This is a genomic window from Citrobacter sp. Cpo032 (assembly GCF_030332975.1).
GTDB classification, from domain to species: Bacteria; Pseudomonadota; Gammaproteobacteria; order Enterobacterales; family Enterobacteriaceae; genus Citrobacter; species Citrobacter portucalensis.
Genome location: NZ_JAOWGU010000045.1, coordinates 177,082 through 200,824, shown reverse-complemented (window position 1 = coordinate 200,824; position 23,743 = coordinate 177,082). Strand labels below are relative to the sequence as shown.

Below are 23,743 nucleotides of genomic sequence, written 5' to 3'. Positions count from 1 at the left end.
ATTCCGGTCCTTGTTACCAATAGAAATATTGCATCAGGAAGATTTGGTCGCTCGGGTCGCCGGATGCATTCTGCATATAGAACCGACTGTCGAAGGCGGTAGCGAAACGGCCGCCGCCGTATTCATACCAGATACCGAACTGCATAAAGGAAGTGGTTTCGTCCTCGGCGCGATCCGGTCGGTGTTTGGCGTAGCTATAAGCAGTGGAGAGGTAAACGCCTTTTAGCGCTTCATACATTGCGCTGACCATATAGCCGGTTTCGGTGCCGGACACATCCAGCCCGTCGGCGCGGCCCGTGTGGTGCCAGGCGCGGGCGGCGAAGTTGGGCGAAAGGATGCCGGTCAGGAACAGCTGTCCGGTACCATCTGTGATCTCCAGGCCGTTCATCCAGGTTACGCCTTCAGTCAGGTCGTACTGGATATAGCCGTTCATCATGGCCGGATAGGTATATTTATCGTCGTAGCGATCGTATTTACCAAAGTGCAGCCAGGCTTTGCTCTCGTCGTGGTGTCCGGCGGGCGTTGCTGTCACGCTGTAGCGCAAAGGACCGGTCAGGTTTTGCACCTTAATGGCAGTCATGATGTCACGGGTGTTGGGAATAACGTAGCCCAGGTCTGGAGTGAAATCCCCCCACCATTGCAGGTCATCCAGCGAAGAGTCCTGGCGCAGGCTGAGCATCAGCTCCGTTCCGTCATTGGTACGATAACCGCCGTAAAAGCGGTTGATCCCGCCCTCGAATCCGCCCCAGCTATGGTCAGGAACCCAGGCATTGCCCTGATGGTCGGCCTGCACGGTCCAGCCCTCGCCGTAGATCAGACCAAACCAAGAGCCGTGTTTTATCTCCAGGCCACCTTCTATATAGGTACCATCACTGTATTTATGTTTGTCTTGTCCTTCTAAATCCATATATCCCCCCATGCCCAATTCGCCATAAAAGCGAAATGAGGGGGAAGATATTTCTGGCGTTTTCGTGTCGTCGTGTTCTGCAGGGCGAACTTCTTCTGCACCCAGAGAGGAGACGCAGAAAAAGGGCAGGGCAATAATTGCCCTGCAACAATGGCTAATATTTTTCATGCTTCGATCCTAAGCAAATAAAATTTAATTTTTATTGTTATAGCCTTGGCGAATATTGTTTATTGTTATTATGTTTTAGTCATTAATTGATATCTGAAGCAGGGGCTGCCTCAATAGCTTTTTCTTCTTTGGTTAGCCCTTTGATATATTTACTGTATTTCCACCAGGCAAAACCGAGGAAAATAACAATCCCACCGACGTTATAGAAAATAATGGTCATGATATTGCCGCCGGTTGGGAAGGTAGAGGCAATAAATCCGATGGTGAAAAGAATGATCAGCATCGACACTACAACAATGCCGGTTTTTTGCGAACCCATACGGAAGTCGCGCGGTAAGTGGTCCAGTTTTGCACGCAGATTCAGGTAAGCCAGCATAATAAACAGCGGCGGCAGCATCGAGGCGGCGGCGGTCATGTTGATGATAGTGTTCATTAAATCCTGCACGGTATTGGAGCCGAGCGTCGGGATAATCATCAGCGGGATAACGATCAGGAACTGGATCCATGCTGCACGGGCCGGGACGCCGTTTTCATTCAGTTCGACGGTTTTTTTACCGAAAATACCCGCCGGAATTTCAGAGAAGAAGATCTTCACCGGCGTTGCGGTCCACATCAGCAGGGAGCCGAACATCGCAGTAAAGGAGACCAGGCCGACAAAGCGGTTAACGACCAACTCAGGCAGGCCGAAATATGCCGCCAGGCCGTGGAATACCTGCACCGATCCACCGGTAAACTTCAGCTCTTTGCTGCTGACGAAGACGTTAATCAACACCGAGGAGATGGAATAGAGCACGCCGATAAAAATTCCGGCAATGATAATGACCTTCACGAACGATTTGGAACCACCCTTGACGTCGTTGACGTACACCGCCACCGACTCCGCGCCGCCTGCCGCCATAAAAATCCAGGTGGTGATACCGAGGAAGGCCCAGTTAAAATTCGGGATCATTGCGTCTACGGTGATAGGGTCAGCAGGCTGTACGCCGCCAACCAGCGCCGTACCTGCCAGTAAAATATAGGACAGCGTCAGCAGCAGCATCAAGGTGGAGGTGACCGAGGTAATCGGCCCTAACATTTTTGCACCATTGGTCGAAACCCAGGTGGAGAAGGCAAACAGCACCATACTTAACACGGTGGTTGCGAACGGCGTCAGAATGTATTCGTAGCCTAAAAAAGCATATGAGGCGTAGGCAATAACGCGGGGCAAAAGCGAGGTAAAAAAGAACAGGTTAACGAACCAGTAGGTGTAGGCAGTAATAAATGCCCAACGTCCACCCAGCGAACTTTTTACCCATGCGTAGACACCGGCTTCGGAGTTTTTATTCAGCGAAACAAATTCGGCGATGATTAAGCAAAACGGAATAAAGTAGAAAATCGTCGCGAGGAAAAACATCGGTGCGGATGCCAGACCAAGCTCAATATTATTGTTGATTACGTTATTAAAACTATAAACCGCGGCAAAGGTGAGTGAAAGTAAGCCGAACTTGCCGATGGTATTACGTTTGGTATCAGACATAGCACATCTCCGATTCCTGATTATTATAGGGTACTGGCGGCGCAACGTCGGCGCCGCCTGTGTTTTTATTTATTATGAAAATAACCATCTTCGATGGTGACTTTGAGTACGACTTTTTTCACTGCGTTATTACAAATAAAACGATAGGCTTCATGGTTGTCACAAATAACCATTTGTCCTTCGTGCACTTCGACGGTTTTTCCACAACCTTTCAGATATTCGCGATCGGTTTCATCGCGATAATATTCAACCACCTGGAGATCCTCTTTGGCGGCATACTCTATTTTTTGCTGCCCTTGCAGGTAGTAATGGATCTCAAAATAACGACGATGACCGGTAAACAGCGCATCGGTCGCGGAGTCTGTCTCCACGCGGTAGCTCAGGGAATCACCGATAGAGTGGGCGACGCCTGGCTGAATATTGTCAATATTTTCAATAGCCTCGACGCAGCGTTGCCATTTCCGACCTGAAGCATAGCGTTGCTGGAACTGCTCTAAGTTGTCGATGATCCTCATTTTGTATTCTCGCTGTGCATATTCGTGGAAAAGAACCCGGTGCCAAAGGCGCGGTTGGCGGTGGTTTGAGCGCCAGATTCGCTGCCGGAAACCGGCAACAACGTGAAGCCGTAGCTGAATGACGTAAACCAGACGCGCCAGGAATCGAGTACTTCACTTCCCCACGAGTTGGAACCTAAGCCCAGCAACTGGTGGTCCAGATTCAGGGTGATGTCATCGCTACGCTGTAGCGCGTTGCAGTGTTGTGCGGCAAAGATATTTTCTGACGTATAGCGCCAGGCGCTCAGGTTGACAGCGCGCTGCGGAACCACCAGCAGACCGTTGCCGTGGCGGTTGGTTAGTGTTGCCCAGCGCACGTCCTGACGATTGCCGTTGTTTTGCGGGAAAGGATAATTTTCGAACATCTCATCCACGCTGCTGCGCCAGATGTCGATGATGTTCGCCTGCTGGCTATCGGCATAGTTTTCACCTGGACCACGTCCGTAATACGCCACCTGGCCCAAATCACCGTTGATGCCCATCGTGAAACCGATGCACGGAATAATGTCCCGGTACTCGCCGTAAGGCTGGCCAGAAAGTTCCACATTCAGCTGACCGTCCGCGGCAATGCGCCAGCGATAGGTGCAGCGCATACCGAAATCGAATACCGGCGGGGCGATAATGGTCTGGCTGGTTATCAGCAGCGCATCATCGGTTTGCTCAAGGGTAAACTCGCGCAGATGCTCCTGCATAATCTGTAAATGATTCGGCTGCCAGAGGCCTTCGAACTCTTGCTTGTGGTTATCAATGGTCGGTTTGAAGAAATTAATCTTCGGCTCGCGGGTAATCAGCTCTTCGCCATTGACGTTCCAGGCGATCGGTTTACCGGTCAGCTTTGAGAATGTCAGATGGAAGTTATAACCGCGAACGGTGCAGCTCTGGCGGCTGTCTTCCAGCGTCAGAGGGTTGGCGTTTTGCAGGCTAAACGGTACGGCAGCCGCCGTTCTGGCCTTCAGCGGGAACTGATAAGTCGCGATGTGATGCCCGGCTTCGCTGTATGACGTGCGGGAATCTTTCGTCACGGTGACGTTAAGGAACGCTTCGCGCGCATCCAGCTCCGGCAGTGCGCATTGCAGCAGCGCGTCGCTGTTGGGAGGAACGTCGCGCAGTTTTATCTGCTGAACAGAGAGCGTATCTCCTTCGGCGCGAACCTCAATATGCAAGGTGTAGTCGTCAAGCGTGGTGAACCAGAGTTTGTTTTCTACCCGTAGCTCGCCGCGGGCCAGATCCTGTGCGCGCACTTTCACCGGCGCAATTACCTGCTTGTACTCTTTCAGTCCCGGTCCTGGGGTTTGATCGGAATAAATCAGGCCATCAAGGCAGAAGTTGTAGTTGTTCGGATAGTCGCCGTAGTCGCCGCCATATTTGTACCAGACGTTGCCGTCGTCATCTTTAGCCTGAATCCCGTGATCGCACCACTCCCAGACATAGTGCCCCTGAATGCAATCATGCTGATAGAAGACGTTCTGATATTCCGTTAGCCCGCCGGGACCGTTGCCCATGGCGTGAGCATATTCACAGATGATGCGCGGTTTAGGATGCGGATATTCACCAAACTCATTCATCAGCGGCACGCGGGTGTACATGGTGGAGATGATATCCACCACTTCAGCGTCACGATCTTCTTCGTAATGGATCAGACGCGTGTCATCCAGCGCTTTCGCAGCGTGATACATGGCGCGGATGTTACAGCCGTATCCGGATTCGTTACCGAGCGACCAGATGATGATCGAAGGGTGATTTTTCTGCGCATGGACGTGGCGCACGATGCGCTCAACGTAGACATTTTCCCACAGTGGATCGTCGGTGATCCGACTGATATCGCCGATATTGGCGAAGCCGTGAGATTCAACGTCTGTTTCGGCCATCACGAACAGGCCGTAGATATCGCACAATTCATAGAAGCGCGGATCGTTCGGGTAATGGGCGGTGCGTACGGAGTTGATGTTGTGCTGCTTCATTAACAGCAGATCTTTTTCAACGCGATCCATACCGACAGCACGGCCCTTAAGATGATCGTTATCGTGGCGGTTAACACCATGCAGCATCACGTAGCGGTTATTGATGTAAAACAGACCGTCGCGAACTTTAATATCGCGGAATCCAACACGCTGTGGCACGACCTCAAGGATGTTGCCGCTGGCATCTTTCAGCGTCATCACCAGATGGTAGAGATACGGCGATTCCGCCGACCACTGCTGCGGCGCGCTAACCTTGAAATGAAAAGCGGTCTGCGTTTGTTTATCCACTTTTAGGGCGTTAATCACATCGCTATGCAGCGCCTTCTCACCGTCAAACAAGGTGTATTCGAGCGACGCTATCGCTGGCGTAGAGGCCAGGTTTTCCAGCGCAATGTCGCAGGAGAGGGTGGCGTCGCGATAGTCATCATCGAACTCGGTGCGAACGGTAAAATCCTGAATGTGGGTCGCCTGTTTGCCGACCAGATAGACGTCGCGGAAAATTCCCGCCGACCACCACATATCCTGGTCTTCAACGTAGGTGGAATCAGCCCATTGCATTACGCGAACGCACAGCAGGTTATCACCGGTCTTCACCACCGCGCTGATATCAAATTCGGCCGTCAGGCGGCTGCCTTTGCTGAAGCCAACGTACTGACCATTCACGTAAACTTCGAAGTAGGTTTCTACGCCATCAAACTTAATCAGCGTCTGTTTGCCCTGCCAGCCTTCGCTGAGGGTGAAAATACGCTGATAGGCCCCGGTGGGGTTATTGGTCGGAACGTAGGGGACATCAATCGGGAAAGGAAAACCTTCGTCGGTATACTGCAGCTTACCGTGTCCTTCCATCTGCCACATGCCGGGGACGGTGATGCTGCCCCAGTCACTCATAAACTGCGACGTAAAGGCTTCCGGCACCTGTAGCGGATGCTCAAAGAACTGAAAATTCCACTGACCGCTTAGCAGCTGAAAGAGGCTGCTGGTTTCGCGGGCAAACGAGCGAGCCTGCGCAACGGAGTCATAAGAGAAAAAATATGCGCGTGGCGCCAGTCGATTTTCGTGGGTGAGCTGAATGTTTTCCCAGCGATTCATAAGGCCTCCCGGTGGAGAAAAATCGGAACCATTCATTTTAATGGTGAGTAAGTGTAATTGATGGTGATTTTAGTAAAAGTTTTACTAAAATATAGCGAGTGAGGTGATTTACTTTAACTGGATCACGAAAATAATTCGGACGCGGAAAAGAATGCATGACAATGCGCGCCCGGCATCAGAAGAAACCGGGCGGGTTAGCGGGGGATTTTAGCGGGTGGTGCCGCGCAGTTTCAGCTTGCTGGGAACAAAAACCAGCAGGGGAAGCGCACGCCCGTCACGGGCTTTTTCGAACAGCAGGTTGACGCCCTGACTGCCCATCATTTCCGAATGAATGCGAACGGTGGAAAGCGGAGGAAAGGTGAAACGCGCCGTTGGGATATCATTAACGCTAATCAGCGAAATATCCTGCGGAATATTCAAACCACGCTCGTGGATGGCGCGCAGAACGCCAATGGCAATCGAGTCTGAAGCCACAAACAGGGCGCTGGGATAGTCGGGTTTCGCCAGCATTTCTTTAGCCAGTTCATAGCCTGATGAACTGGAAAAACCGCCGCGATAGATGTCCTGTTCAGAAACGACCTGCTGCAGGCGACCGTATTCGACAAACGCGGCTTCGCGGATATCGGCCTTGCCTGGCTGGTCTTCGCCGCCGATGAAACCAATGCGGGTGACGCCCTGGGCAATGAAGAAGTCGATGCTCTCTTTGCTGATGCGGGCCAGATCGATATCGACGGCGTCATATTCGCTGCCGGATTCATGGAAATCGATAAAGCAGATGTTGTCGGTAAGCGCTGTTGCCGCCTCGCGCAGAGCGGGAGAAGGCTTGCCGACAATAAGAATGCCGGTAATGTGTTTGCTCTCCGGCAGCCCACTGTGCTCATAGCAGTTGGTCAGTTCGATCCCGAGTTTCTCACACTGGGTTTCAATCCCATGGCGGATCGCGAGGTAGTAAGGATCGTTGATTTCCAAATCTTGCTGATAGCTGTAGAGCGCCAGAATATGCTGGGGGCCGAGCGCGCTGGTCTGGTTCTTTCGGGCGCTGCTGGTTTTGTACTCCAGCTTTTCCGCGATCTCCAGAATGCGATGCTTAGTCTCTTCTTTTACATTCAGCGTGGGGTCATCGTTTAAAACCCGGGACACTGTCGCCAGGGACACGCCAGCTTCGATTGCGATGTCTTTAAGTGTTGCCATGTTTGCCTTTTCCCTGAGTTACCTGCGCATTGTAAATGAAGTGCTTATCTATTCATCTGTTTTCAGTAAAAAAAGCATGATTAATTGACATGCTCGGGGTAAAACTGGGCTTTCAGAGTGTGATGAGTACGTCATTTTCCCGCTTTTGAGAACAATGCCCGGAAAATATTTTGCTAGTATTTAGTAAAATTTTACCAAGGAGAAAACAATGGATACCGTCGCATTTGCTGATTTTGCCCGAATGGAAATACGTGTTGGAAAAATCGCACAGGTAAAGCGCCATGACAATGCCGATAAGCTGTATATCGTACAGGTAGATGTGGGAGAGCGTACGCTGCAAACCGTAACCAGCCTGGTGCCTTACTACAGTGAAGAGGAGTTGATGGGCAAAACGGTGGTGGTGCTGTGTAATCTGCAAAAGGCCAAAATGCGCGGTGAGACATCAGAGTGCATGCTGCTGTGTGCGGAAACCGACGATGGCAGCGAAAGCGTACTGTTGACGCCAGAACGCCTTATGCCTGCTGGTGTGCGGATTGTTTAAGTTAGGCTAATTGCCGGATGGCGGCTGCGCCTTATCCGGCCTACAAAAGAGTGTCTTTTATAGGCCGGGTAAGGTTGTTACATTTGCTCCACGCTCACCCGTAATGCTGCCAGGGCTTTGCGTGTCGATCGCAATACCAGATCGCATTGCTCGATCGTTAACGTCAACGGCGGTTCGATGCGGATCGTCTTTGCATTGTTAAGCGTGCCGGCAACCAACACCCGCTGGCGGAACATCTCACTGGCAAAGTTGTAGCCGATTTCATTATCGACAAACTCAATCGCCATCAGCATGCCCTTGCCGCGAACATCATGTACCAGGTCCGGGTATTCCCGCGCAAGCTGACGGAAACCATCCAGCAACATATCGCCTTTCTGCTCCGCCTGAGCCGGTAAATTTTGCTCCAGCAGGACGTTAATGGTGGCCAGCGCCGCCGCACAAGCGAGCGGGTTACCGCCAAACGTGGTGGTATGCAGGAAAGGATTGTCGAACAGGACGGAGAACACCTCTTCGGTGGCAATGGTCGCGCCAATGGGCATCACACCGCCGCCCAACGCTTTGGCCAGACACATAATGTCGGGTTGCACGTTTTCGTGTTCGCAGGCAAACATCTTGCCGGTACGCCCCATGCCGGTTTGCACTTCGTCAAGGATCATCAGCGCGCCAAACTCATCGCAAAGTTTACGAACGGCGGTCAAATAACCTTGCGGCGGCAGGATCACCCCTCCTTCACCCTGGATCGGCTCGAGGATCACAGCTGCGACATCGTCACCGGTCTTTTTACACTCGCTGAGCATGGTGCGCATTGCGTTAATATCGCCAAACGGCACATGACGGAAGCCCGGCAGCAGCGGCATAAAAGGTTTACGGAAGGTGGATTTAGCCGTAGCGGACAGCGCGCCCAGTGATTTACCGTGGAATGCGCCGCTGGTGGCAATAAACGTAAATTTACCGCGCGGCGATTGATATGCTTTCGCCAGCTTCAGGGCGGCTTCAACCGACTCGGTCCCGCTGTTACAGAAAAAACTGTATTTCAGTTTACCGGGCGCCAGTGCGGCGAGGGTTTTTGCCAGCATGGCCCGCAGAGGGTCAAGTAACTCCTGGCTGTGCAGAGGTTGTTTCGCGAGTTGATTCTGTACGGCGGAAACCACGACTGGATTACGGTGCCCCACGTTGAAAATTCCAAAACCACCCAGGCAATCGACGAACTCCTGCCCCTGGGTGTCGACAAGCGTATTCAGGCTTCCCGCTTGCCACTCTACGGCTCCGTAATCCCCGCCTGCAGTTACAGATTTTCGATACTCTAAGAACCCCGGATTGACATGCTCCTTGAAGTACTCAATCACCTCTCGGTTTAACGATTTCATTTCCTCATGATCAAGCGTGCGCTTTTCGATGAGATTCAGTGCGTGTGCGCTGCAGGCCAGGGCCGATGCGCTGGAAGGTAACCTGTTCAAAATATGCTCCCGGAGCTCGCGTATCACATGATACTGAATTAAGTATTGCAGGGATTGCGCCATTCCGGCGCGCTTAGCAAAAATCGGGATAAACACCAGGAAATATCTCATTTATGCAACATTTAATGCCGCGATTTAACATTTGCTGGCATTTTGCCCAAGTAAGGAGCCTGAAAACAGATCGAATAAACGCAAATTTGCGCTAAAAATGGGCAATATTTGCACTGTGACGGTGCGCTGGTAGAAGTGACGTTGAATAGTTACTAGATGAAAGTATTTTAAATCAATGGATTAGAATGCGTACAGATTTTGAGGTTTAATCGCAAATTGCGATCTAAATCAAATTTAACAACTAAAGATAAAAAAATTATCGCCGAAATAACATAAGCCGAAAGAGTTAACAACCAGATAACCTGCACAGGACGCAATCATGTCTTCTCATCCCTACGTTAGTCAGCAAAATACACCGCTGGATGATGATATCACCCTCATGTCTACCACCGATTTACAAAGCTATATCACCCATGCGAACGATACATTTGTCCAGGTCAGTGGCTATCAACTGAATGAATTGCTCGATAAGCCGCACAATCAGGTTCGTCATCCGGACATGCCAAAAGCGGCGTTTGCGGATATGTGGTACACCCTGAAGCAGGGCGAGCCATGGAGCGGGATTGTGAAAAACCGGCGTAAGAATGGCGATCACTACTGGGTGAGGGCCAATGCGGTGCCGATGGTGCGGGAAGGACGCGTGACCGGGTATATGTCGATTCGTACCCGGGCAACTGACGAGGAAATTGCGGCGGTAGAGCCTTTATATAAAGCGCTGAACGAAGGACGTTGCAACCGGCTTATTCATAAAGGGCTGGTGGTACGCAAAGGCTGGCTGGGTAAACTGCCGGCGATGCCGATTCGCTGGCGGGTGCGCAGCGTGATGGCATTCCTGTTTGTCCTGCTAGCGGTCGCATTGCAGCAAATGGGCGCCGAATGGCCGTTACTGCTGATGAGCGCGTTGGTGATGGTGCTGGGAACGGCTATTTTCGAATGGCAAATTGTGCGTCCTATTGAGAATGTCACCCGTCAGGCGCTGAAAGTGGCGACCGGTGAGCGGAACAGCGTGTCGCATCTTAACCGTAGTGATGAACTAGGCCTGATGCTACGAGCAGTGGGCCAGCTTGGGTTAATGTGTCGCTGGCTCATTCACGACGTCTCCAGCCAGGTGAGTTGCGTGCGCAGCGACAGCGAAACGCTGGCGAAAGGCAGCGACGATTTAAACAAGCATACGCAGCAGACTGTCGAGAACGTGCAGGAAACGGTGACCACCATGAATCAGATGGCGGCATCGGTGAAACAAAACTCAGAGACCGCCGCCGCGGCCGATAAGCTCTCTATTGCCGCCAGCAGCGCAGCAACGCACGGCGGCGAGGCGATGGATACCGTCATCAAAACCATGGACGATATCGCCAACAGCACCCAGCGGATCGGCACCATTACGACGCTGATTAACGATATTGCCTTCCAGACCAACATTCTGGCTTTGAATGCTGCTGTTGAAGCCGCGCGGGCGGGCGAGCAGGGGAAAGGGTTCGCCGTGGTGGCGGGAGAAGTACGTCATCTTGCTAGCCGTAGCGCCAGTGCAGCCAATGATATTCGCAAGCTGATTGATGCCAGCGCTGACAAGGTGCAGTCCGGATCTGACCAGGTTCACGCCGCAGGGCGCACGATGGACGATATTGTGGCGCAGGTGCAAAACGTCACTCAGCTGATCGCCCAAATCAGCCACTCCACGCTGGAACAATCAGACGGTCTTTCCAGCCTGACCCGCGCGGTGAATGAGCTGAGCAACATTACACAGAAAAACGCCGAACTGGTTGAAGAGAGTGCGCAGATTTCCGCGATGGTGAAACATCGCGCGGGTCGTCTGGAAGATGCGGTTACGGTGCTGCATTAATACTAAAAATACAGGCGGAACGTCGGGCATACGGGTTCCGCCTGCTGTGCAGATTAATCCAGCTGAGTAATATCCAGCGCAGCGCGATCGATAATACCGATGATTTTTTTGATCTGCGCATCGCTGGTATCACCATGATTGACCCGTAGATCCAGCACAGCTTTGAAGTTTTCCAGCGCGCGTTTCATCTGTGGATTTTTGCGTAATTCAAAACCCACGCAGCGGGCTTTAATACGTTCGTGGATATGTTCCAGATGTTCACGGTTCTCATCCAGCCACTGCTGGCCCTGGGTCGTGATCGCAATCTGTTTACGCCCACCTTCCTCGTCGCTGACGGTGATCAGTGCCTGATCCTGCAAGAAATCCAGCGTTGGATAGATAACGCCCGGGCTTGGGGTGTAGTTACCCTGAGTCAGGGTTTCAATCGCTTTAATCAGTTCGTAGCCGTGGCTGGCGTCGCGGGTCAAGATATCCAGAATCACCAGGCGTAATTCGCCGTGGCCAAAGAACCGCTGACGACGACCACCGCCGCCACCACGACCGTGGCGATGTCCGCAACCCTGCTCGTGGTGATGATCTTTGTTACAGCTTTCTTCATGGCGATGTTCTTCACCTTTGCAGCAACCTGCATGGTACTCGTTGTGGCGGCCTTCATGGTGATGTCCTTCACCCTTGCAGCAGCCTTCGTGTTGGTGCTCTGTGTGCTTACAGCAACCTTCATGATGGTTTTGCATCATCGTCTCCTGATGTTATTTAGATATATCTAATTTATATCTAAAAATTATCAGTTTGCAAGTCTACAAATTATATTCTGTATAACATGATGATTATTAACTGTTTTTATATGGGTGTGATAGCCGGATAATCATAATTTAACTATATCAAAAAGTGCTTGCAATATTTTTGATTAGCAATCATTATCATTTAAAAAATCAATTTAGATATATCGTATTATCTTCACAAGGCGAAAAAATGACAAAAAACATCTCACGCTACCCACAGCGCGTTCGCAATGAACTGCGTTTTCGAGAACTTACTGTCCTGCGCGTAGAGCGTATTAGCGCGGGCTTTCAGCGTATTGTACTGGGCGGTGACGCGCTGGACGGTTTTAGCTCACGCGGCTTTGACGACCATACCAAGGTCTTTTTCCCTGAACCGGGCAGCAACTTTGTACCACCTGTCGTCACCGATGAAGGCATTGTCTGGGCGGACGGTGTACGTCCGCTCTCCCGTGACTACACGCCGTTGTATGACGAAGCGCGCCATGAGCTGGCACTGGATTTCTATATTCATGACGGCGGCGTGGCAAGTACGTGGGCGATGAATGCCCGTGAGGGTGACAAGCTGACGATCGGCGGGCCGCGCGGTTCTTTGGTGGTGCCAGAGGATTATGCGTATCAGGTTTACGTGTGTGATGAGTCGGGAATGCCCGCGTTGCGCCGACGCCTGGAGTCGCTCAGCCGTTTGGTGGTACGTCCGAACGTCACGGCGCTGGTTAGCGTGCAGGATGCAGCCTACCAGGACTATTTTGCCCATCTCGACGGATTTACTCTTCAGTGGTTTATCGGCCATAACGAGCAGGCGGTGAATGAACACTTATCGCGGCTAAGCATGCCCACAGACGATTATTTCATCTGGATCACTGGCGAAGGAAAGGTGGTCAAAAACCTGAGTGCTCGTTTTGAAACCGAGGCGTTCGATCAGCAACGGGTTCGTGCAGCGGCTTACTGGCATCAACGCCGTTAATCAGTAATTAGAGGGCGGAACGCCAAACGCCTGGCGGAATGCGTAGCTAAATGCCGCGGTACTTGAATACCCAACGTCGAGTGCCACGGCGGTTACGCTTTTATTTTTCTTCAGCATTAATACTGATTCAAGTATTCGCATTTTTTGCTTCCAGACGCTGAAGGGCAATCCGGTTTCTTTTTTGAAATGACGTGAAAAGGTACGGGCAGACATACCCAAATGCTGCGCCCAGTATTCAACCGAATGCTCCAGTGCGGGGGATTCTTGTATTGTTCGGCAGACTTTGGTTAATTCGCGATCCTGCGGCCAGGGTAATACAAAAGCGACTTCCGGGAGTTGCAGAATAATATCGACCAGCACACTAACCAGCTTGCCCTCTTTTGACTGACTATCATAATGGCCTGAAATTGAATTCGTGGCGTAATGAATAAACTCTCTGGCGAAATCACTGATAGCCACTACTTTGCATTCATTGATGCTCTCTTCAAGAAAACCCGGTTTAATATCCAGATTTTCTAAATATACATCATCTAATGCCCAAACCGCATGCTCCGTATTATTTGGGATCCAGATGCCATAATGCGCCGGGATTATCCAGCACTTACCGGCAACATCAATGCGCATGCTGCCTTTGCGGGCGAAATGAAACTGCATAAAAGAGTGTGAATGCTGCGGTACATGGTGGTTGGCTTCCAGGACATAAGAGCGAAAGAATACGTCCTGCGGCAGTTCGGTCATGGAGTTATCCGGGAAGGAGTTCCACTGTTTTTGCGCGAGAGTTTCCATAAATGAATCGTCAATGCTCCCGATGGTGTGTCCGCTGTTCGATAGATCTTGTCCGCGGATCATAATACATACACTCTTTTTTCCATAATAATCTTGCGTAATAATTTTTAGTCCACTTTTGGTAAATACCATGAACTCGCTTTGTTCAGATGCTGTCATCGTCAATGAAACAAATGATAACTGGACCCGAATGGGAAAAGAGCTGCTTTCGCAAGCGGATATCAGAATTAATGGCTCGCGCGCCTGGGACATTCAACTTCATCATACCGGTTTCTTTAAACGGGTATTGCAACAAGGCTCGTTAGGGCTTGGCGAAAGCTATATGGAAGGCTGGTGGGACTGCGAACGGCTCGATATTCTGTTCTGCAAAATCCTGAAAGCAAAACTCGACCAGCAGATGCCAGGTAATCTGAAAGATATTTTACGCATTGCCAGCGCACGCCTGTTTAATTTGCAGTCACGTAGCCGTGCATGGATCGTCGGTAAAGAACATTATGATATTGGTAACGATCTCTTTGCGCTGATGCTTGATCCGCATATGCAATATTCCTGCGGTTACTGGAAAGACGCGACCACATTAGACGAAGCGCAAAATGCCAAATTAAAAATGATCTGCGAGAAGCTGCAGCTTAAGCCGGGTATGCGTTTACTCGATATCGGTTGTGGATGGGGCGGGTTGGCAGAATATGCGGCGCGTCATTATGGCGTGGCGGTAGAAGGCGTTACCATTTCCAAAGAGCAGCAGAAAATGGCGCAGCAGCGCTGTGAAGGGCTGGACGTGAACATTCTGCTGCAGGATTATCGCGATCTTGATAAACACTACGATCGCATTGTGTCCGTGGGGATGTTTGAACACGTCGGGCCGAAAAACTACGACACCTATTTCAGCATCGCTGACCGTTGTTTAAAACCGGACGGACTGTTCCTGCTGCATACCATTGGTAGCAATAAAAAAGGGATGAGCGTCGATCCGTGGATCAATAAATACATTTTCCCGAACGGTTGCTTGCCGGCAATTTCCCATATTGCCGAGGCCAGCGAATCACGGTTTGTGATGGAGGACTGGCATAACTTTGGCAGCGATTACGATAAAACGCTGATGGCCTGGCATGAGCGCTTTAATCAGGCCTGGCCGGAGCTGTCTTCACGTTACTCCGCCACCTTCAGAAGAATGTTTAATTATTATTTATGTGCCTGCGCAGGGGCTTTCCGCGCCAGAGATATTGAGCTTTGGCAGGTGCTGTTTAGCCGCGGTGTAGAGGGCGGCATCCGCGTTTATCGTTAACGCATTGCCGGATGGCGGCGCAAGCGCCTTATCCGGCCTACATAGGTTTTGTACTCGTAGGCCTGATAAGCGAAGCGCATCAGGCATATCTTCGCCGGATGGCGGCGCAAGCGCCTTATCCGGCCTACATAGGTTTGCACTCGCAGGCCTGATAAGCGCAGCGCATCAGGCACTTCTTCGCCGGATGGCGGCGCAAGCGCCTTATCCGGCCTACATAGGTTTGCACTCGCAGGCCTGATAAGCGCAGCGCATCAGGCGTATTTTTGCCGGATGGCGGCGCAAGCGCCTTATCCGGCCTACAAAGGTTTGCACTCATCGGCCTGATAAGCGAAGCGCATCAGGCGTATCTTTGCCGGATGGCGGCGCAAGCGCCTTATCCGGCCTACATAGGTTTGTACTCGTAGGCCTGATAAGCGCAGCGCATCAGGCACTTCTTCGCCGGATGGCGGCGCAAGCGCCTTATCCGGCCTACATAGGTTTGTACTCGTAGGCCTGATAAGCGCAGCGCATCAGGCGTATCTTCGCCGGATGGCGGCGCAAGCGCCTTATCTGGCCTACATAGGTTTGTACTCGTAGGCCTGATAAGCGAAGCGCATCAGGCGTATCTTCGCCGGATGGCGGCGTAAACGCCTTATCCGGCCTACATAGGTTTGTACTCGTAGGCCTGATAAGCGAAGCGCATCAGGCATTTATGGCTTAGCTCAATTCACTCTCTGCCAGCGCTTTAAATACCATCGCGACGGCGTGCGCGCCGGGGTCCATATTTCCGAGCAGGCTTTCGCTGCTCAGATACGATGCGCGACCCGCATTGGCTTTGCTCGACAAACAGGTTCGTTCGGCTCCCGCTTGCGCGGCGTCGAAGGCGGCCTGCAGATTTTGCGGCTGCGTGATCAGCGAAGTCAGAGCCGGTTGCAGCGCATCAATCATGGTGCGATCGCCTTCGTCTGCGCCGCCGTAAAACTTCATCTGCGCCAGTCCCGTATTCAGGGCTTCGGCAACGTTAGCTCCCTGTTCCAGTTTCTGCCCTGCGGCAGTAAAGAAAATAGACATCAGCACACCGCTGGAACCGCCCATCACCACGGTCAGACGTTCGCCAATCAGCGCAAACAGCGTGGCAAGGTTATCCAGCGGCAACTGCTGACGATGCAACAGGCCGGCAATTTCACGCGCGCCTGCGGCAAAGGTTGAACCGGTATCGCCATCGCCGACTTTGGCATCAAGCGCATTAAGATGGGTCTCCAGATCGGAAAGGGTTGTGGTGACAAGTTCCACAATCCCGGCCACCAGGGCGTTCGCCGAAGGCTGGAATTCCACGCGTGCGCTACGCTGAGATGACGGTACACAGCTGATTTCACGCGGTGGGACCGGCGTCGGCCAGTTACTGGTTTCCACCTCTGTGAGCAGCGCTTTTTCGATGCTCTCTTCCAGCACGATGGCCGTCAGTGAAAAGCCTTTCATATCCAGCGCGGTGACCAGCGAGGCCGGGCCAATCAGCCAGTCGATACGCGGATGCAGCGGGCTGCTGGCCAGTTCGCGGGTAATGATGGCCATTTCGGCAACAGAAACGCCGCCAAGATTGTTAATCATCACCGCCAGACGGCCGGTTTCAGGCAGGGCGGCCAGCAGTTTATCCACCATCAGGTTCACCACCTGTGCACTGTTCTGGGTGTCGATGACCGAGGCGCCTGGTTCGCCGTGAATGCCCATACCCAGCTCCGCGTGGCCCGGATGATGACGCGGGGCGGCGTCGGTTTCTTGCGGCAAATGACAGCTGGAAAGCGCAACGCCCAGACTGAAGGTGTTATTGGCCGCGTATTGCGCTTCACGCAGGACGGTGGCGAGGTTGTAGCCGCGTTCGGCAAAATAGCCCGCGATTTTATGCACCAGGATGGTTCCCGCAATACCGCGCGGGTGTTTGTTATCCGGCAGGGAGATGTCATCGCCGACAATCAGCATTTCAACGTTGTAACCAAGGCGACGGGCTTTCTCGGCGGCAAGACCGAAATTAAGACGGTCACCGGTGTAATTTTTCACGATCAACAAACAGCCCGCCTCACCGGTTACCGCCTGAATGGCGGTCAGTACCGCATCTACGCTCGGGGAAGCGAACACGTCGCCACAGACCGCGGCCGTTAGCATACCTTTACCGATAAACCCAACGTGCGCGGGTTCGTGCCCTGAACCGCCGCCGGAAATGACCGCCACGTTATTTTTGTTAAGGTCACGTCGGACCACGATGCGAATAGCCGGATCGCTTTCCAGACGCGCCAGGTTATTCCACGGGCTGGCGATAATCGTACCGTCGATGACGTCGCTCACGAGATGGGTGCGTTGATTAAAAAAGAATTGAGACATAACGGCTCCTTGAGGTTGAGTGTAAGACAAACCCCCGGAAGTATGGTCATGGTGCGGAGGCGATAGAGAGATTCTGGCGAAGTCAGCGTGGAAAAAAACAACGTTAAAATGAGTTTCATTACGGAACGTTGTTATTGTTTTTTGTTCCGAAATGAAACCGAAAAGAACGGGGAACGACCACAATGCGAGCTTGCTCGACTTTTTCCTCTCGCGATGAATGCAGGTCACACTGCACTGTCAGCTTTTTTTTACCGGTATTTTGGCAAGTGAGTGGGTAAAAGAGAAAGTGAGATTCGTCTGTGCCGGAGATTTGGTGGTAAATGAACGGATCGGGATCGCAAACCTTATATTTTTTATGGTTAAGCGTTCCAATATGAAACATGTGTTGTTTTTATCTGTTTCATATCAGAACAAAAAGACGAAAGATTTTTTTGTGCACGCCTCGCCATACAGTTATTGCATCGCTCCGGTACCTCCCGTTTTCGCCGTCAGCATCAGGCTAAACAGGTTAACGCCAGGGCTCACCATGTAAAAACATGTACTTATTTGAGGATGAAAGGAATGCTAAAAGTTATTCAATCTCCAGCCAAATATCTCCAGGGTCCTGACGCTTCCACCTTGTTTGGTCAATACGCTAAAAATCTGGCGGACAGCTTTTTCGTGATTGCGGATGACTTCGTGATGAAGCTGGCGGGAGAGAAGGTACTAAACGGCCTGCACAGTCATGACATTAGCTGCCATGCGGAACGCTTTAACGGTGAATGTAGCCATGTTGAAATTAATCGCCTGATTGCCATTTTGAAACAGCACGGTTGCCGCGGCGTGGTTGGGATTGGTGGTGGGAAAACGCTGGATACCGCCAAAGCGATTGGCTACTACCAGAAGTTGCCGGTGGTGGTGATCCCGACTATCGCGTCTACCGATGCGCCAACCAGCGCGCTGTCCGTTATCTATACCGAAGCCGGTGAGTTTGAAGAGTATCTGATCTACCCGAAAAACCCGGATATGGTAGTGATGGACACTGCAATCATTGCCAAAGCGCCGGTACGTCTGCTGGTGGCCGGGATGGGCGATGCGCTCTCGACCTGGTTTGAAGCGAAAGCCTGTTATGACGCCAGAGCGACCAGCATGGCGGGCGGACAGTCCACCGTGGCGGCGCTGAGCCTGGCGCGCTTGTGCTATGATACCCTGCTGGCGGAAGGCGAGAAGGCACGCTTTGCCGCGCAGGCCGGCGTGGTGACCGATGCGCTGGAGCGTATTGTCGAAGCTAATACTTACCTCAGCGGCATCGGCTTTGAAAGCAGCGGTCTGGCAGGGGCGCATGCGATCCACAACGGCTTTACGATTCTGGAAGAGTGCCACCATTTGTACCACGGTGAAAAAGTTGCCTTTGGTACGCTGGCGCAGCTGGTGCTGCAAAACAGCCCGATGGAAGAGATCGAAACCGTGCTGAATTTCTGTCAGAAAGTAGGCCTGCCGGTAACGTTAGCGGAAATGGGCGTGAAAGAAGACGTTGACGGCAAGATCATGGCCGTAGCAAAAGCGACCTGCGCAGAAGGTGAAACCATCCACAATATGCCGTTCCCGGTAACGCCTGAAAGCGTACATGCCGCTATTCTGACGGCAGATCTGCTGGGACAGCAGTGGCTGGCGCGTTAATCAGTCGTCGGTAGGTTTTTATCCGGCATCTTCTCCCCCTCTGACAGTCTCTGCCGGAGGGGTTGTCTATGGTTAAACAGCGGAAAGGGATATGACGGCGCACACGCATAGCATCGGGAAGGAAGTCTCTTCAGTCATTGCCCAGTCATGGCATCGTTGCAGCAAGTTTATGCAGCGGGAAACCTGGCAGGCGCCGCATCAGGCGCAAGGGCTGACCTTTGAGTCGATTTGTCGTCGCAAGACGGCGTTGCTGACGATTGCTCAGGCTGCGCTGGAAGATGCCTGGGAGTTTATGGACGGCCGCCCGTGCGCGCTGCTGATTCTGGATGAATCAGCCTGTATCCTCAGCCGTTGCGGCGATCCGCAGACGGTGGAACAGTTGGCGGAGCTTGGGTTTCGCGACGGCAGCTACTGTGCGGAAAGCATCATTGGCAGTTGTGCCCTGTCGCTGGCGACGATGCCGGGCCAGCCGACAAAAACCTCTGGCGATCAGCATTTTAAACAGGCTCTGCATCCGTGGTCGTTCTGCTCGACGCCGGTCTTCGATAACCATGGTCGACTGTTCGGCTCCATCTCGCTGTGTTGTCTGGTGGAGCATGAGTGCGTTTCTGATTTATCCCTGACGCTGGCGATTGCCAGAGAAGTCGGCAACTCTTTGCTGACCGACAGCCTGCTGGCTGAATCCAACCGCCATCTGAACCAGATGTACGGGCTGCTGGAGAGTATGGATGATGGTGTGATGGCCTGGAACGAACAGGGCGTATTGCAGTTCCTCAATGCGCGTGCGGCGCTGCTTTTGCATCTCGATGCGCAGGCCAGTCAGGGAAAAAACATTCACGATCTGCTCAATCTCCCCATGCTGCTGCGCCGGGCGATCAAACATGCCCGCGGCCTGAATCACGTCGAAGTTACCTTTGAAAGCCAGCATCAGTTTGTTGATGCCGTCATCACCCTGAAACCGATTGTTGAGGAGCAGGGCAACAGCTTTATCCTGCTACTGCATCCGGTGGAGCAAATGCGCCAGCTGATGACCAGCCAGCTCGGCAAGGTGAGCCACACCTTTGAGCAGATGTCGACTGACGATCCGGAAACCCGCCGCTTGATCCATTTTGGTCGCCAGGCAGCGAGGGGGAGTTTCCCGATCCTACTGTGCGGGGAAGAGGGCGTTGGTAAGGAGCTGCTGAGCCAGGCCATTCACAACGAAAGCGAGCGCGCCAGCGGGCCGTATATCGCCGTGAACTGTCAGCTTTATGCCAACAGCGTGCTGGGGCAGGATTTTATGGGCAGTGCGCCAACCGACGATGAAAATGGCCGGTTGAGCCGTCTTGAACTGGCGAACGGTGGCACGCTGTTTCTGGAAAAAATTGAATATCTGGCGCCGGAGCTGCAATCCGCGCTGTTACAGGTGATCAAGCAGGGGGTATTAACCCGCCTGGATGCCCGTCGGTTGATTCCGGTGGATGTCAAAGTGATCGCCACCACCACGGTTGATCTCGCCAATCTGGTGGAGCAAAACCGCTTTAGCCGTCAGCTGTATTACGCGCTGCACTCTTTTGAGATAGTGATCCCCCCGCTGCGGGCGCGGCGTAACAGTATTCCCTCGCTGATTTATACGCGGCTGAATAGCCTGAAAAAACGCTTTTCATCCAGTTTGAAGATCGACGACGACGCGCTGGCACAGCTGGTGGCCTATTCGTGGCCGGGCAATGACTTTGAGCTGAACAGCATTATCGAAAACATCGCCATCAGCAGTGATAACGGCCATATTCGGCTGAGCAATCTACCGGATTATCTGTTTGCCGAACGTCCTGGTCTGGAGACTGCGTCTTCACTGCTGCCAGCCAGTCTGACCTTTACCGCTATCGAAAAAGAGGCGATTATCCATGCTGCTCGCGTCACCAGCGGACGCGTACAGGAGATGTCGCAACTGCTGAACATTGGTCGCACTACCTTGTGGCGCAAGATGAAGCAATACGATATTGATGCCAGTCAGTTTAAGCGCAAGCATCTGGACTAGTTTCTTCAATTCTCGCCATCGAGAACAGCGCGTCTGACAGTCGGTTGATATAGCGTCTGGGTTCATCGCGTAACGTCAGCGTTCTGCTCATCGCGATAAGGACCCGCTCCAGTCGGCGCGTCAGAGTTCGCGCAACGTGTAGCTGTGCCGATGGCAGATTTTTCCCCGGAATAACAAACTCTTTGAGCGGGCCGCTTTGCGCCATATTGCGGTCAATAAGTTGCTCCAGCGCCTGAATATCCTCATCGCCAATACGCTGTTGTAAGCGCGCGAGTCCTTTCTCATCGCTGGCGAGTTCCGCACCCAGTACAAACAGCATCTTCTGCATGGCGTGCAGATCCTGGCGTAGTTCAGCCTGGTGCGTGCTGGCATAGCAGACGCCAAGCTGGGAAATCAGTTCATCCACCGTGCCATAGGCCTCAACGCGGATGTCGTCTTTGTCGATACGGCTGCCGCCAAACAGCGCGGTCGTGCCTTTATCGCCGGTTCGGGTGTAGATGCGGTACATTTATTCTATCTCGCTGAAGGGAAGTACTTTAACCAGTTGACCGGCATTGGCGCCAAGCGTTCGGATCTGCGCAATTCCGGCGCGGATATGCCCACGGATCAGCGCCCGATCCTCGGGCAACTGGGCGTGGGTTAACGCAATATCACCCGTGGCATTAAGACCCAGACCGACACGTAGCGTTGAGCTTTTGGCCGCAAGTTTGCTCAATGCCAGCGCGCAGTCATGCTCGTCGCAACAGATTGCCCGGCAAGGGACGCCTTGCTCTTCCAGTCCCCAGCACAGCTCATCAAGCACGCGAGTATCCTGCCAGCGTGAGTGATAAAACAGATTTACGCCCGGTGATGAAAGTGACATTGCGCCCCCTTATTTATCAGAATGCCTGACGGAAGATCTCGGCAATTTCTTTCTCGTTCCCTTTACGCGGGTTGGAGAAGGCATTGCCGTCTTTCAGCGCCATTTCCGCCATATACGGGAAATCGGCTTCTTTAACGCCCAGATCGCGCAAATGCTGCGGAATGCCGATGTCAGCGGAGAGGCGGGCAATGGCGTGAATGGCCAGTTCGGCGGCATCCATGGTGGAAAGTCCGTCAGTGTTTTCGCCCATAAATTCTGCGATATCGGCAAATTTCTCCGGGTTAGCGATCAGGTTATAGCGCGCCACGTGCGGGAGCAGAACGGCATTCGCCACGCCGTGTGGCATGTCGTACAGACCGCCAAGCTGATGCGCCATTGCGTGAACGTAGCCGAGGTTGGCGTTGTTGAAAGCCATACCCGCCAACAGAGAGGCGTAGGCCATGTTCTCGCGAGCTTTCAGGTTGCTGCCCAGCGCTACGGCCTGACGCAAGTTGCGTGCGATCAGGCGAATAGCCTGAATAGCGGCGGCGTCGGTGACCGGATTGGCATCTTTAGAAATATAGGCTTCTACGGCGTGGGTCAGGGCGTCCATACCAGTCGCGGCGGTCAGCGGAGCGGGTTTGCCGAGCATCAGCAGCGGATCGTTAATGGAGACCGACGGCAGGTTGCGCCAGCTGACAATCACAAACTTCACTTTGGTTTTGGTATTGGTCAGCACGCAGTGGCGGGTGACTTCGCTGGCGGTACCGGCAGTGGTATTCACCGCAACGATAGGCGGCAGCGGGTTGGTCAGGGTTTCAATCCCAGCATAGCTGTAGAGATCGCCTTCGTGAGTTGCCGCGATACCGATGCCTTTACCGCAGTCATGCGGGCTACCGCCGCCAACGGTAACGATGATATCGCAATGCTCTTTGCGAAAGACCTCCAGACCATCGCGCACGTTGGTGTCTTTGGGATTTGGCTCAACGCCGTCAAAAACCACCACGTCAATGCCCGCTTCACGTAAATGGGCGAGGGTTTTATCTACCGCACCGTCTTTAATAGCCCGCAGACCTTTATCAGTAACCAGCAGCGCTTTTTTACCGCCTAACAGTTTGCAGCGTTCGCCGACAACGGAAATAGCATTGGGGCCAAAGAAGTTCACATTTGGCACCAGGTAATCAAACATACGATAGCTCATAATATACCTTCTTAGATTTAAATTATAATTCAGAGAAACAATTCAGTGCGGCTTCTGCTAATAATCTGTCTTGTTCGACAGTGCCGCCGCTAACGCCAACGGCACCAATTAATTTACCGTTTAATATGACAGGTAAGCCGCCGCCGAAAATAACAATGCGCTGTTGGTTAGTAAGCTGCAAACCATATAGCGAAGCGCCAGGTTGTACCGCGTCGGTAATTTCATGGGTACCCTGACGCAGGCAGCAGGCGGTATACGCTTTATTAAGAGAGATATCACAGCTGGTGACAAACGCATCGTCCATGCGTTGCATTAGCAGCGTATTCCCGCCGTGATCCACCACGGAAAAGACCACCGGAACATTGATCTCAAGCGCTTTAGCCTCAACGGCCTGCGCCATTTTTTTTGCAGCCGCCAGCGTAATGGTGGCAATTTGTTGGCTCTTATTCACAGTCTCTCCTGAAAATGTTGTAGGGCTGAGGTCACGAAACATATCGCGCAACAGCTATTTTTATCAT

The 23,743-nt window shown here is 52.5% G+C and carries 19 protein-coding genes; 6 read left to right on the top strand and 13 right to left on the bottom strand.

Going from position 1 to position 23,743, the window contains the following annotated elements; translation table 11 throughout:
* Positions 1–13: 13 nt before the first annotated feature.
* The 5 genes from ygjJ to ebgR all read right to left on the bottom strand — a co-directional run bounded on the left by ygjJ (position 14) and on the right by ebgR (position 7,386).
* Positions 14–1,075: a protein YgjJ gene (gene ygjJ, locus OGY33_RS14495; RefSeq protein ID WP_032945071.1), complete on the bottom strand. Its 1,062-nt coding sequence runs from the start codon at positions 1,073–1,075 to the stop codon at positions 14–16.
* A gap of 82 nt (positions 1,076–1,157) precedes the next feature.
* Complete coding sequence (locus OGY33_RS14490) at positions 1,158–2,591, bottom strand: amino acid permease (protein WP_060683158.1); 1,434 nt, start codon at positions 2,589–2,591, stop codon at positions 1,158–1,160.
* A 65-nt stretch (positions 2,592–2,656) separates the two neighbouring features.
* A complete protein-coding gene (locus OGY33_RS14485; RefSeq protein ID WP_003828536.1) occupies positions 2,657–3,106 on the bottom strand; it encodes a beta-galactosidase subunit beta in 450 nt (149 codons plus the stop codon).
* Positions 3,103–6,195 carry a beta-galactosidase subunit alpha gene (gene ebgA, locus OGY33_RS14480; protein ID WP_191238098.1) on the bottom strand — a complete coding sequence of 1,031 codons (3,093 nt, stop codon included), beginning with the start codon at positions 6,193–6,195 and terminating at the stop codon, positions 3,103–3,105. Before ebgA ends, OGY33_RS14485 begins: the two co-directional genes overlap by 4 nt.
* Positions 6,196–6,402: 207 nt before the next feature.
* The gene (gene ebgR / locus OGY33_RS14475) at positions 6,403–7,386 is read right to left on the bottom strand and encodes a transcriptional regulator EbgR (protein ID WP_032945068.1); all 984 of its coding nucleotides are present in this window, start codon (positions 7,384–7,386) and stop codon (positions 6,403–6,405) included.
* A gap of 208 nt (positions 7,387–7,594) precedes the next feature.
* Between ebgR and OGY33_RS14470 the strand changes: the two genes are divergently transcribed.
* The gene (locus OGY33_RS14470) at positions 7,595–7,927 is read left to right on the top strand and encodes a tRNA-binding protein (RefSeq protein WP_016157522.1); all 333 of its coding nucleotides are present in this window, start codon (positions 7,595–7,597) and stop codon (positions 7,925–7,927) included.
* A 77-nt stretch (positions 7,928–8,004) separates the two neighbouring features.
* Here the strand turns inward: OGY33_RS14470 and ygjG are convergent, their stop codons facing one another.
* The gene (gene ygjG / locus OGY33_RS14465; RefSeq protein WP_167371260.1) at positions 8,005–9,384 is read right to left on the bottom strand and encodes a putrescine aminotransferase; all 1,380 of its coding nucleotides are present in this window, start codon (positions 9,382–9,384) and stop codon (positions 8,005–8,007) included.
* A gap of 430 nt (positions 9,385–9,814) precedes the next feature.
* On the opposite strand from ygjG, the gene OGY33_RS14460 reads away from it, so the two are divergent.
* Positions 9,815–11,335, top strand: a complete 1,521-nt coding sequence (locus OGY33_RS14460; protein ID WP_048215496.1) for a methyl-accepting chemotaxis protein — start codon at positions 9,815–9,817, stop codon at positions 11,333–11,335.
* 53 nt (positions 11,336–11,388) lie between these two features.
* Here the strand turns inward: OGY33_RS14460 and OGY33_RS14455 are convergent, their stop codons facing one another.
* Complete coding sequence (locus OGY33_RS14455; protein ID WP_191238099.1) at positions 11,389–12,072, bottom strand: PadR family transcriptional regulator; 684 nt, start codon at positions 12,070–12,072, stop codon at positions 11,389–11,391.
* 235 nt (positions 12,073–12,307) lie between these two features.
* On the opposite strand from OGY33_RS14455, the gene OGY33_RS14450 reads away from it, so the two are divergent.
* Positions 12,308–13,081, top strand: a complete 774-nt coding sequence (locus OGY33_RS14450) for a siderophore-interacting protein (RefSeq protein WP_048225649.1) — start codon at positions 12,308–12,310, stop codon at positions 13,079–13,081.
* Here OGY33_RS14450 and OGY33_RS14445 read toward each other — a convergent pair whose 3' ends face one another.
* Positions 13,082–13,930, bottom strand: coding sequence for a helix-turn-helix domain-containing protein (locus OGY33_RS14445; RefSeq protein ID WP_020996343.1), 849 nt, complete (start codon positions 13,928–13,930; stop codon positions 13,082–13,084).
* Positions 13,931–13,997: 67 nt separating this feature from the next.
* Between OGY33_RS14445 and cfa the strand changes: the two genes are divergently transcribed.
* The gene (cfa, locus tag OGY33_RS14440; RefSeq protein ID WP_048215499.1) at positions 13,998–15,152 is read left to right on the top strand and encodes a cyclopropane fatty acyl phospholipid synthase; all 1,155 of its coding nucleotides are present in this window, start codon (positions 13,998–14,000) and stop codon (positions 15,150–15,152) included.
* A 696-nt stretch (positions 15,153–15,848) separates the two neighbouring features.
* On the opposite strand, the gene OGY33_RS14435 is transcribed toward cfa, so the two are convergent.
* Positions 15,849–17,507 (bottom strand): glycerone kinase, encoded by a 1,659-nt coding sequence (locus tag OGY33_RS14435; protein WP_191238100.1) that lies wholly within the window; start codon positions 17,505–17,507, stop codon positions 15,849–15,851.
* Between the two features lie 561 nt (positions 17,508–18,068).
* On the opposite strand from OGY33_RS14435, the gene OGY33_RS14430 reads away from it, so the two are divergent.
* Both OGY33_RS14430 and dhaR read left to right on the top strand, forming a co-directional pair.
* Positions 18,069–19,166, top strand: coding sequence for a glycerol dehydrogenase (locus OGY33_RS14430; protein WP_003024745.1), 1,098 nt, complete (start codon positions 18,069–18,071; stop codon positions 19,164–19,166).
* A 91-nt stretch (positions 19,167–19,257) separates the two neighbouring features.
* Positions 19,258–21,183: a dihydroxyacetone kinase operon transcriptional regulator DhaR gene (dhaR, locus tag OGY33_RS14425; protein WP_003828512.1), complete on the top strand. Its 1,926-nt coding sequence runs from the start codon at positions 19,258–19,260 to the stop codon at positions 21,181–21,183.
* Here dhaR and OGY33_RS14420 read toward each other — a convergent pair.
* The 4 genes from OGY33_RS14420 to OGY33_RS14405 are packed head-to-tail and all read right to left on the bottom strand — an operon-like array spanning position 21,161 to position 23,676.
* Positions 21,161–21,691 (bottom strand): cob(I)yrinic acid a,c-diamide adenosyltransferase, encoded by a 531-nt coding sequence (locus OGY33_RS14420; protein ID WP_191238101.1) that lies wholly within the window; start codon positions 21,689–21,691, stop codon positions 21,161–21,163. The two genes, dhaR and OGY33_RS14420, sit on opposite strands and share 23 nt — an antisense overlap.
* A complete protein-coding gene (locus OGY33_RS14415) occupies positions 21,692–22,045 on the bottom strand; it encodes a glycerol dehydratase reactivase beta/small subunit family protein (RefSeq protein WP_191238102.1) in 354 nt (117 codons plus the stop codon).
* A gap of 16 nt (positions 22,046–22,061) precedes the next feature.
* Complete coding sequence (gene dhaT, locus OGY33_RS14410; protein WP_003024734.1) at positions 22,062–23,225, bottom strand: 1,3-propanediol dehydrogenase; 1,164 nt, start codon at positions 23,223–23,225, stop codon at positions 22,062–22,064.
* A gap of 22 nt (positions 23,226–23,247) precedes the next feature.
* Positions 23,248–23,676: a GlcG/HbpS family heme-binding protein gene (locus OGY33_RS14405; protein WP_071445936.1), complete on the bottom strand. Its 429-nt coding sequence runs from the start codon at positions 23,674–23,676 to the stop codon at positions 23,248–23,250.
* Positions 23,677–23,743 lie beyond the last annotated feature (67 nt).

Excerpts from the sequence above, each read along its gene's own strand:
- ygjJ (WP_032945071.1), bottom strand. The coding sequence starts at position 1,075 with ATGAAAAATATTAGCCATTGTTGCAGGGCAATTATTGCCCTGCCCTTT.
- OGY33_RS14490 (WP_060683158.1), bottom strand. The coding sequence starts at position 2,591 with ATGTCTGATACCAAACGTAATACCATCGGCAAGTTCGGCTTACTTTCA.
- OGY33_RS14485 (WP_003828536.1), bottom strand. The coding sequence starts at position 3,106 with ATGAGGATCATCGACAACTTAGAGCAGTTCCAGCAACGCTATGCTTCA.
- ebgA (WP_191238098.1), bottom strand. The coding sequence starts at position 6,195 with ATGAATCGCTGGGAAAACATTCAGCTCACCCACGAAAATCGACTGGCG.
- ebgR (WP_032945068.1), bottom strand. The coding sequence starts at position 7,386 with ATGGCAACACTTAAAGACATCGCAATCGAAGCTGGCGTGTCCCTGGCG.
- OGY33_RS14470 (WP_016157522.1), top strand. The coding sequence starts at position 7,595 with ATGGATACCGTCGCATTTGCTGATTTTGCCCGAATGGAAATACGTGTT.
- OGY33_RS14460 (WP_048215496.1), top strand. The coding sequence starts at position 9,815 with ATGTCTTCTCATCCCTACGTTAGTCAGCAAAATACACCGCTGGATGAT.
- OGY33_RS14455 (WP_191238099.1), bottom strand. The coding sequence starts at position 12,072 with ATGATGCAAAACCATCATGAAGGTTGCTGTAAGCACACAGAGCACCAA.
- OGY33_RS14450 (WP_048225649.1), top strand. The coding sequence starts at position 12,308 with ATGACAAAAAACATCTCACGCTACCCACAGCGCGTTCGCAATGAACTG.
- OGY33_RS14445 (WP_020996343.1), bottom strand. The coding sequence starts at position 13,930 with ATGATCCGCGGACAAGATCTATCGAACAGCGGACACACCATCGGGAGC.
- cfa (WP_048215499.1), top strand. The coding sequence starts at position 13,998 with ATGAACTCGCTTTGTTCAGATGCTGTCATCGTCAATGAAACAAATGAT.
- OGY33_RS14435 (WP_191238100.1), bottom strand. The coding sequence starts at position 17,507 with ATGTCTCAATTCTTTTTTAATCAACGCACCCATCTCGTGAGCGACGTC.
- OGY33_RS14430 (WP_003024745.1), top strand. The coding sequence starts at position 18,069 with ATGCTAAAAGTTATTCAATCTCCAGCCAAATATCTCCAGGGTCCTGAC.
- dhaR (WP_003828512.1), top strand. The coding sequence starts at position 19,258 with ATGACGGCGCACACGCATAGCATCGGGAAGGAAGTCTCTTCAGTCATT.
- OGY33_RS14420 (WP_191238101.1), bottom strand. The coding sequence starts at position 21,691 with ATGTACCGCATCTACACCCGAACCGGCGATAAAGGCACGACCGCGCTG.
- OGY33_RS14415 (WP_191238102.1), bottom strand. The coding sequence starts at position 22,045 with ATGTCACTTTCATCACCGGGCGTAAATCTGTTTTATCACTCACGCTGG.
- dhaT (WP_003024734.1), bottom strand. The coding sequence starts at position 23,225 with ATGAGCTATCGTATGTTTGATTACCTGGTGCCAAATGTGAACTTCTTT.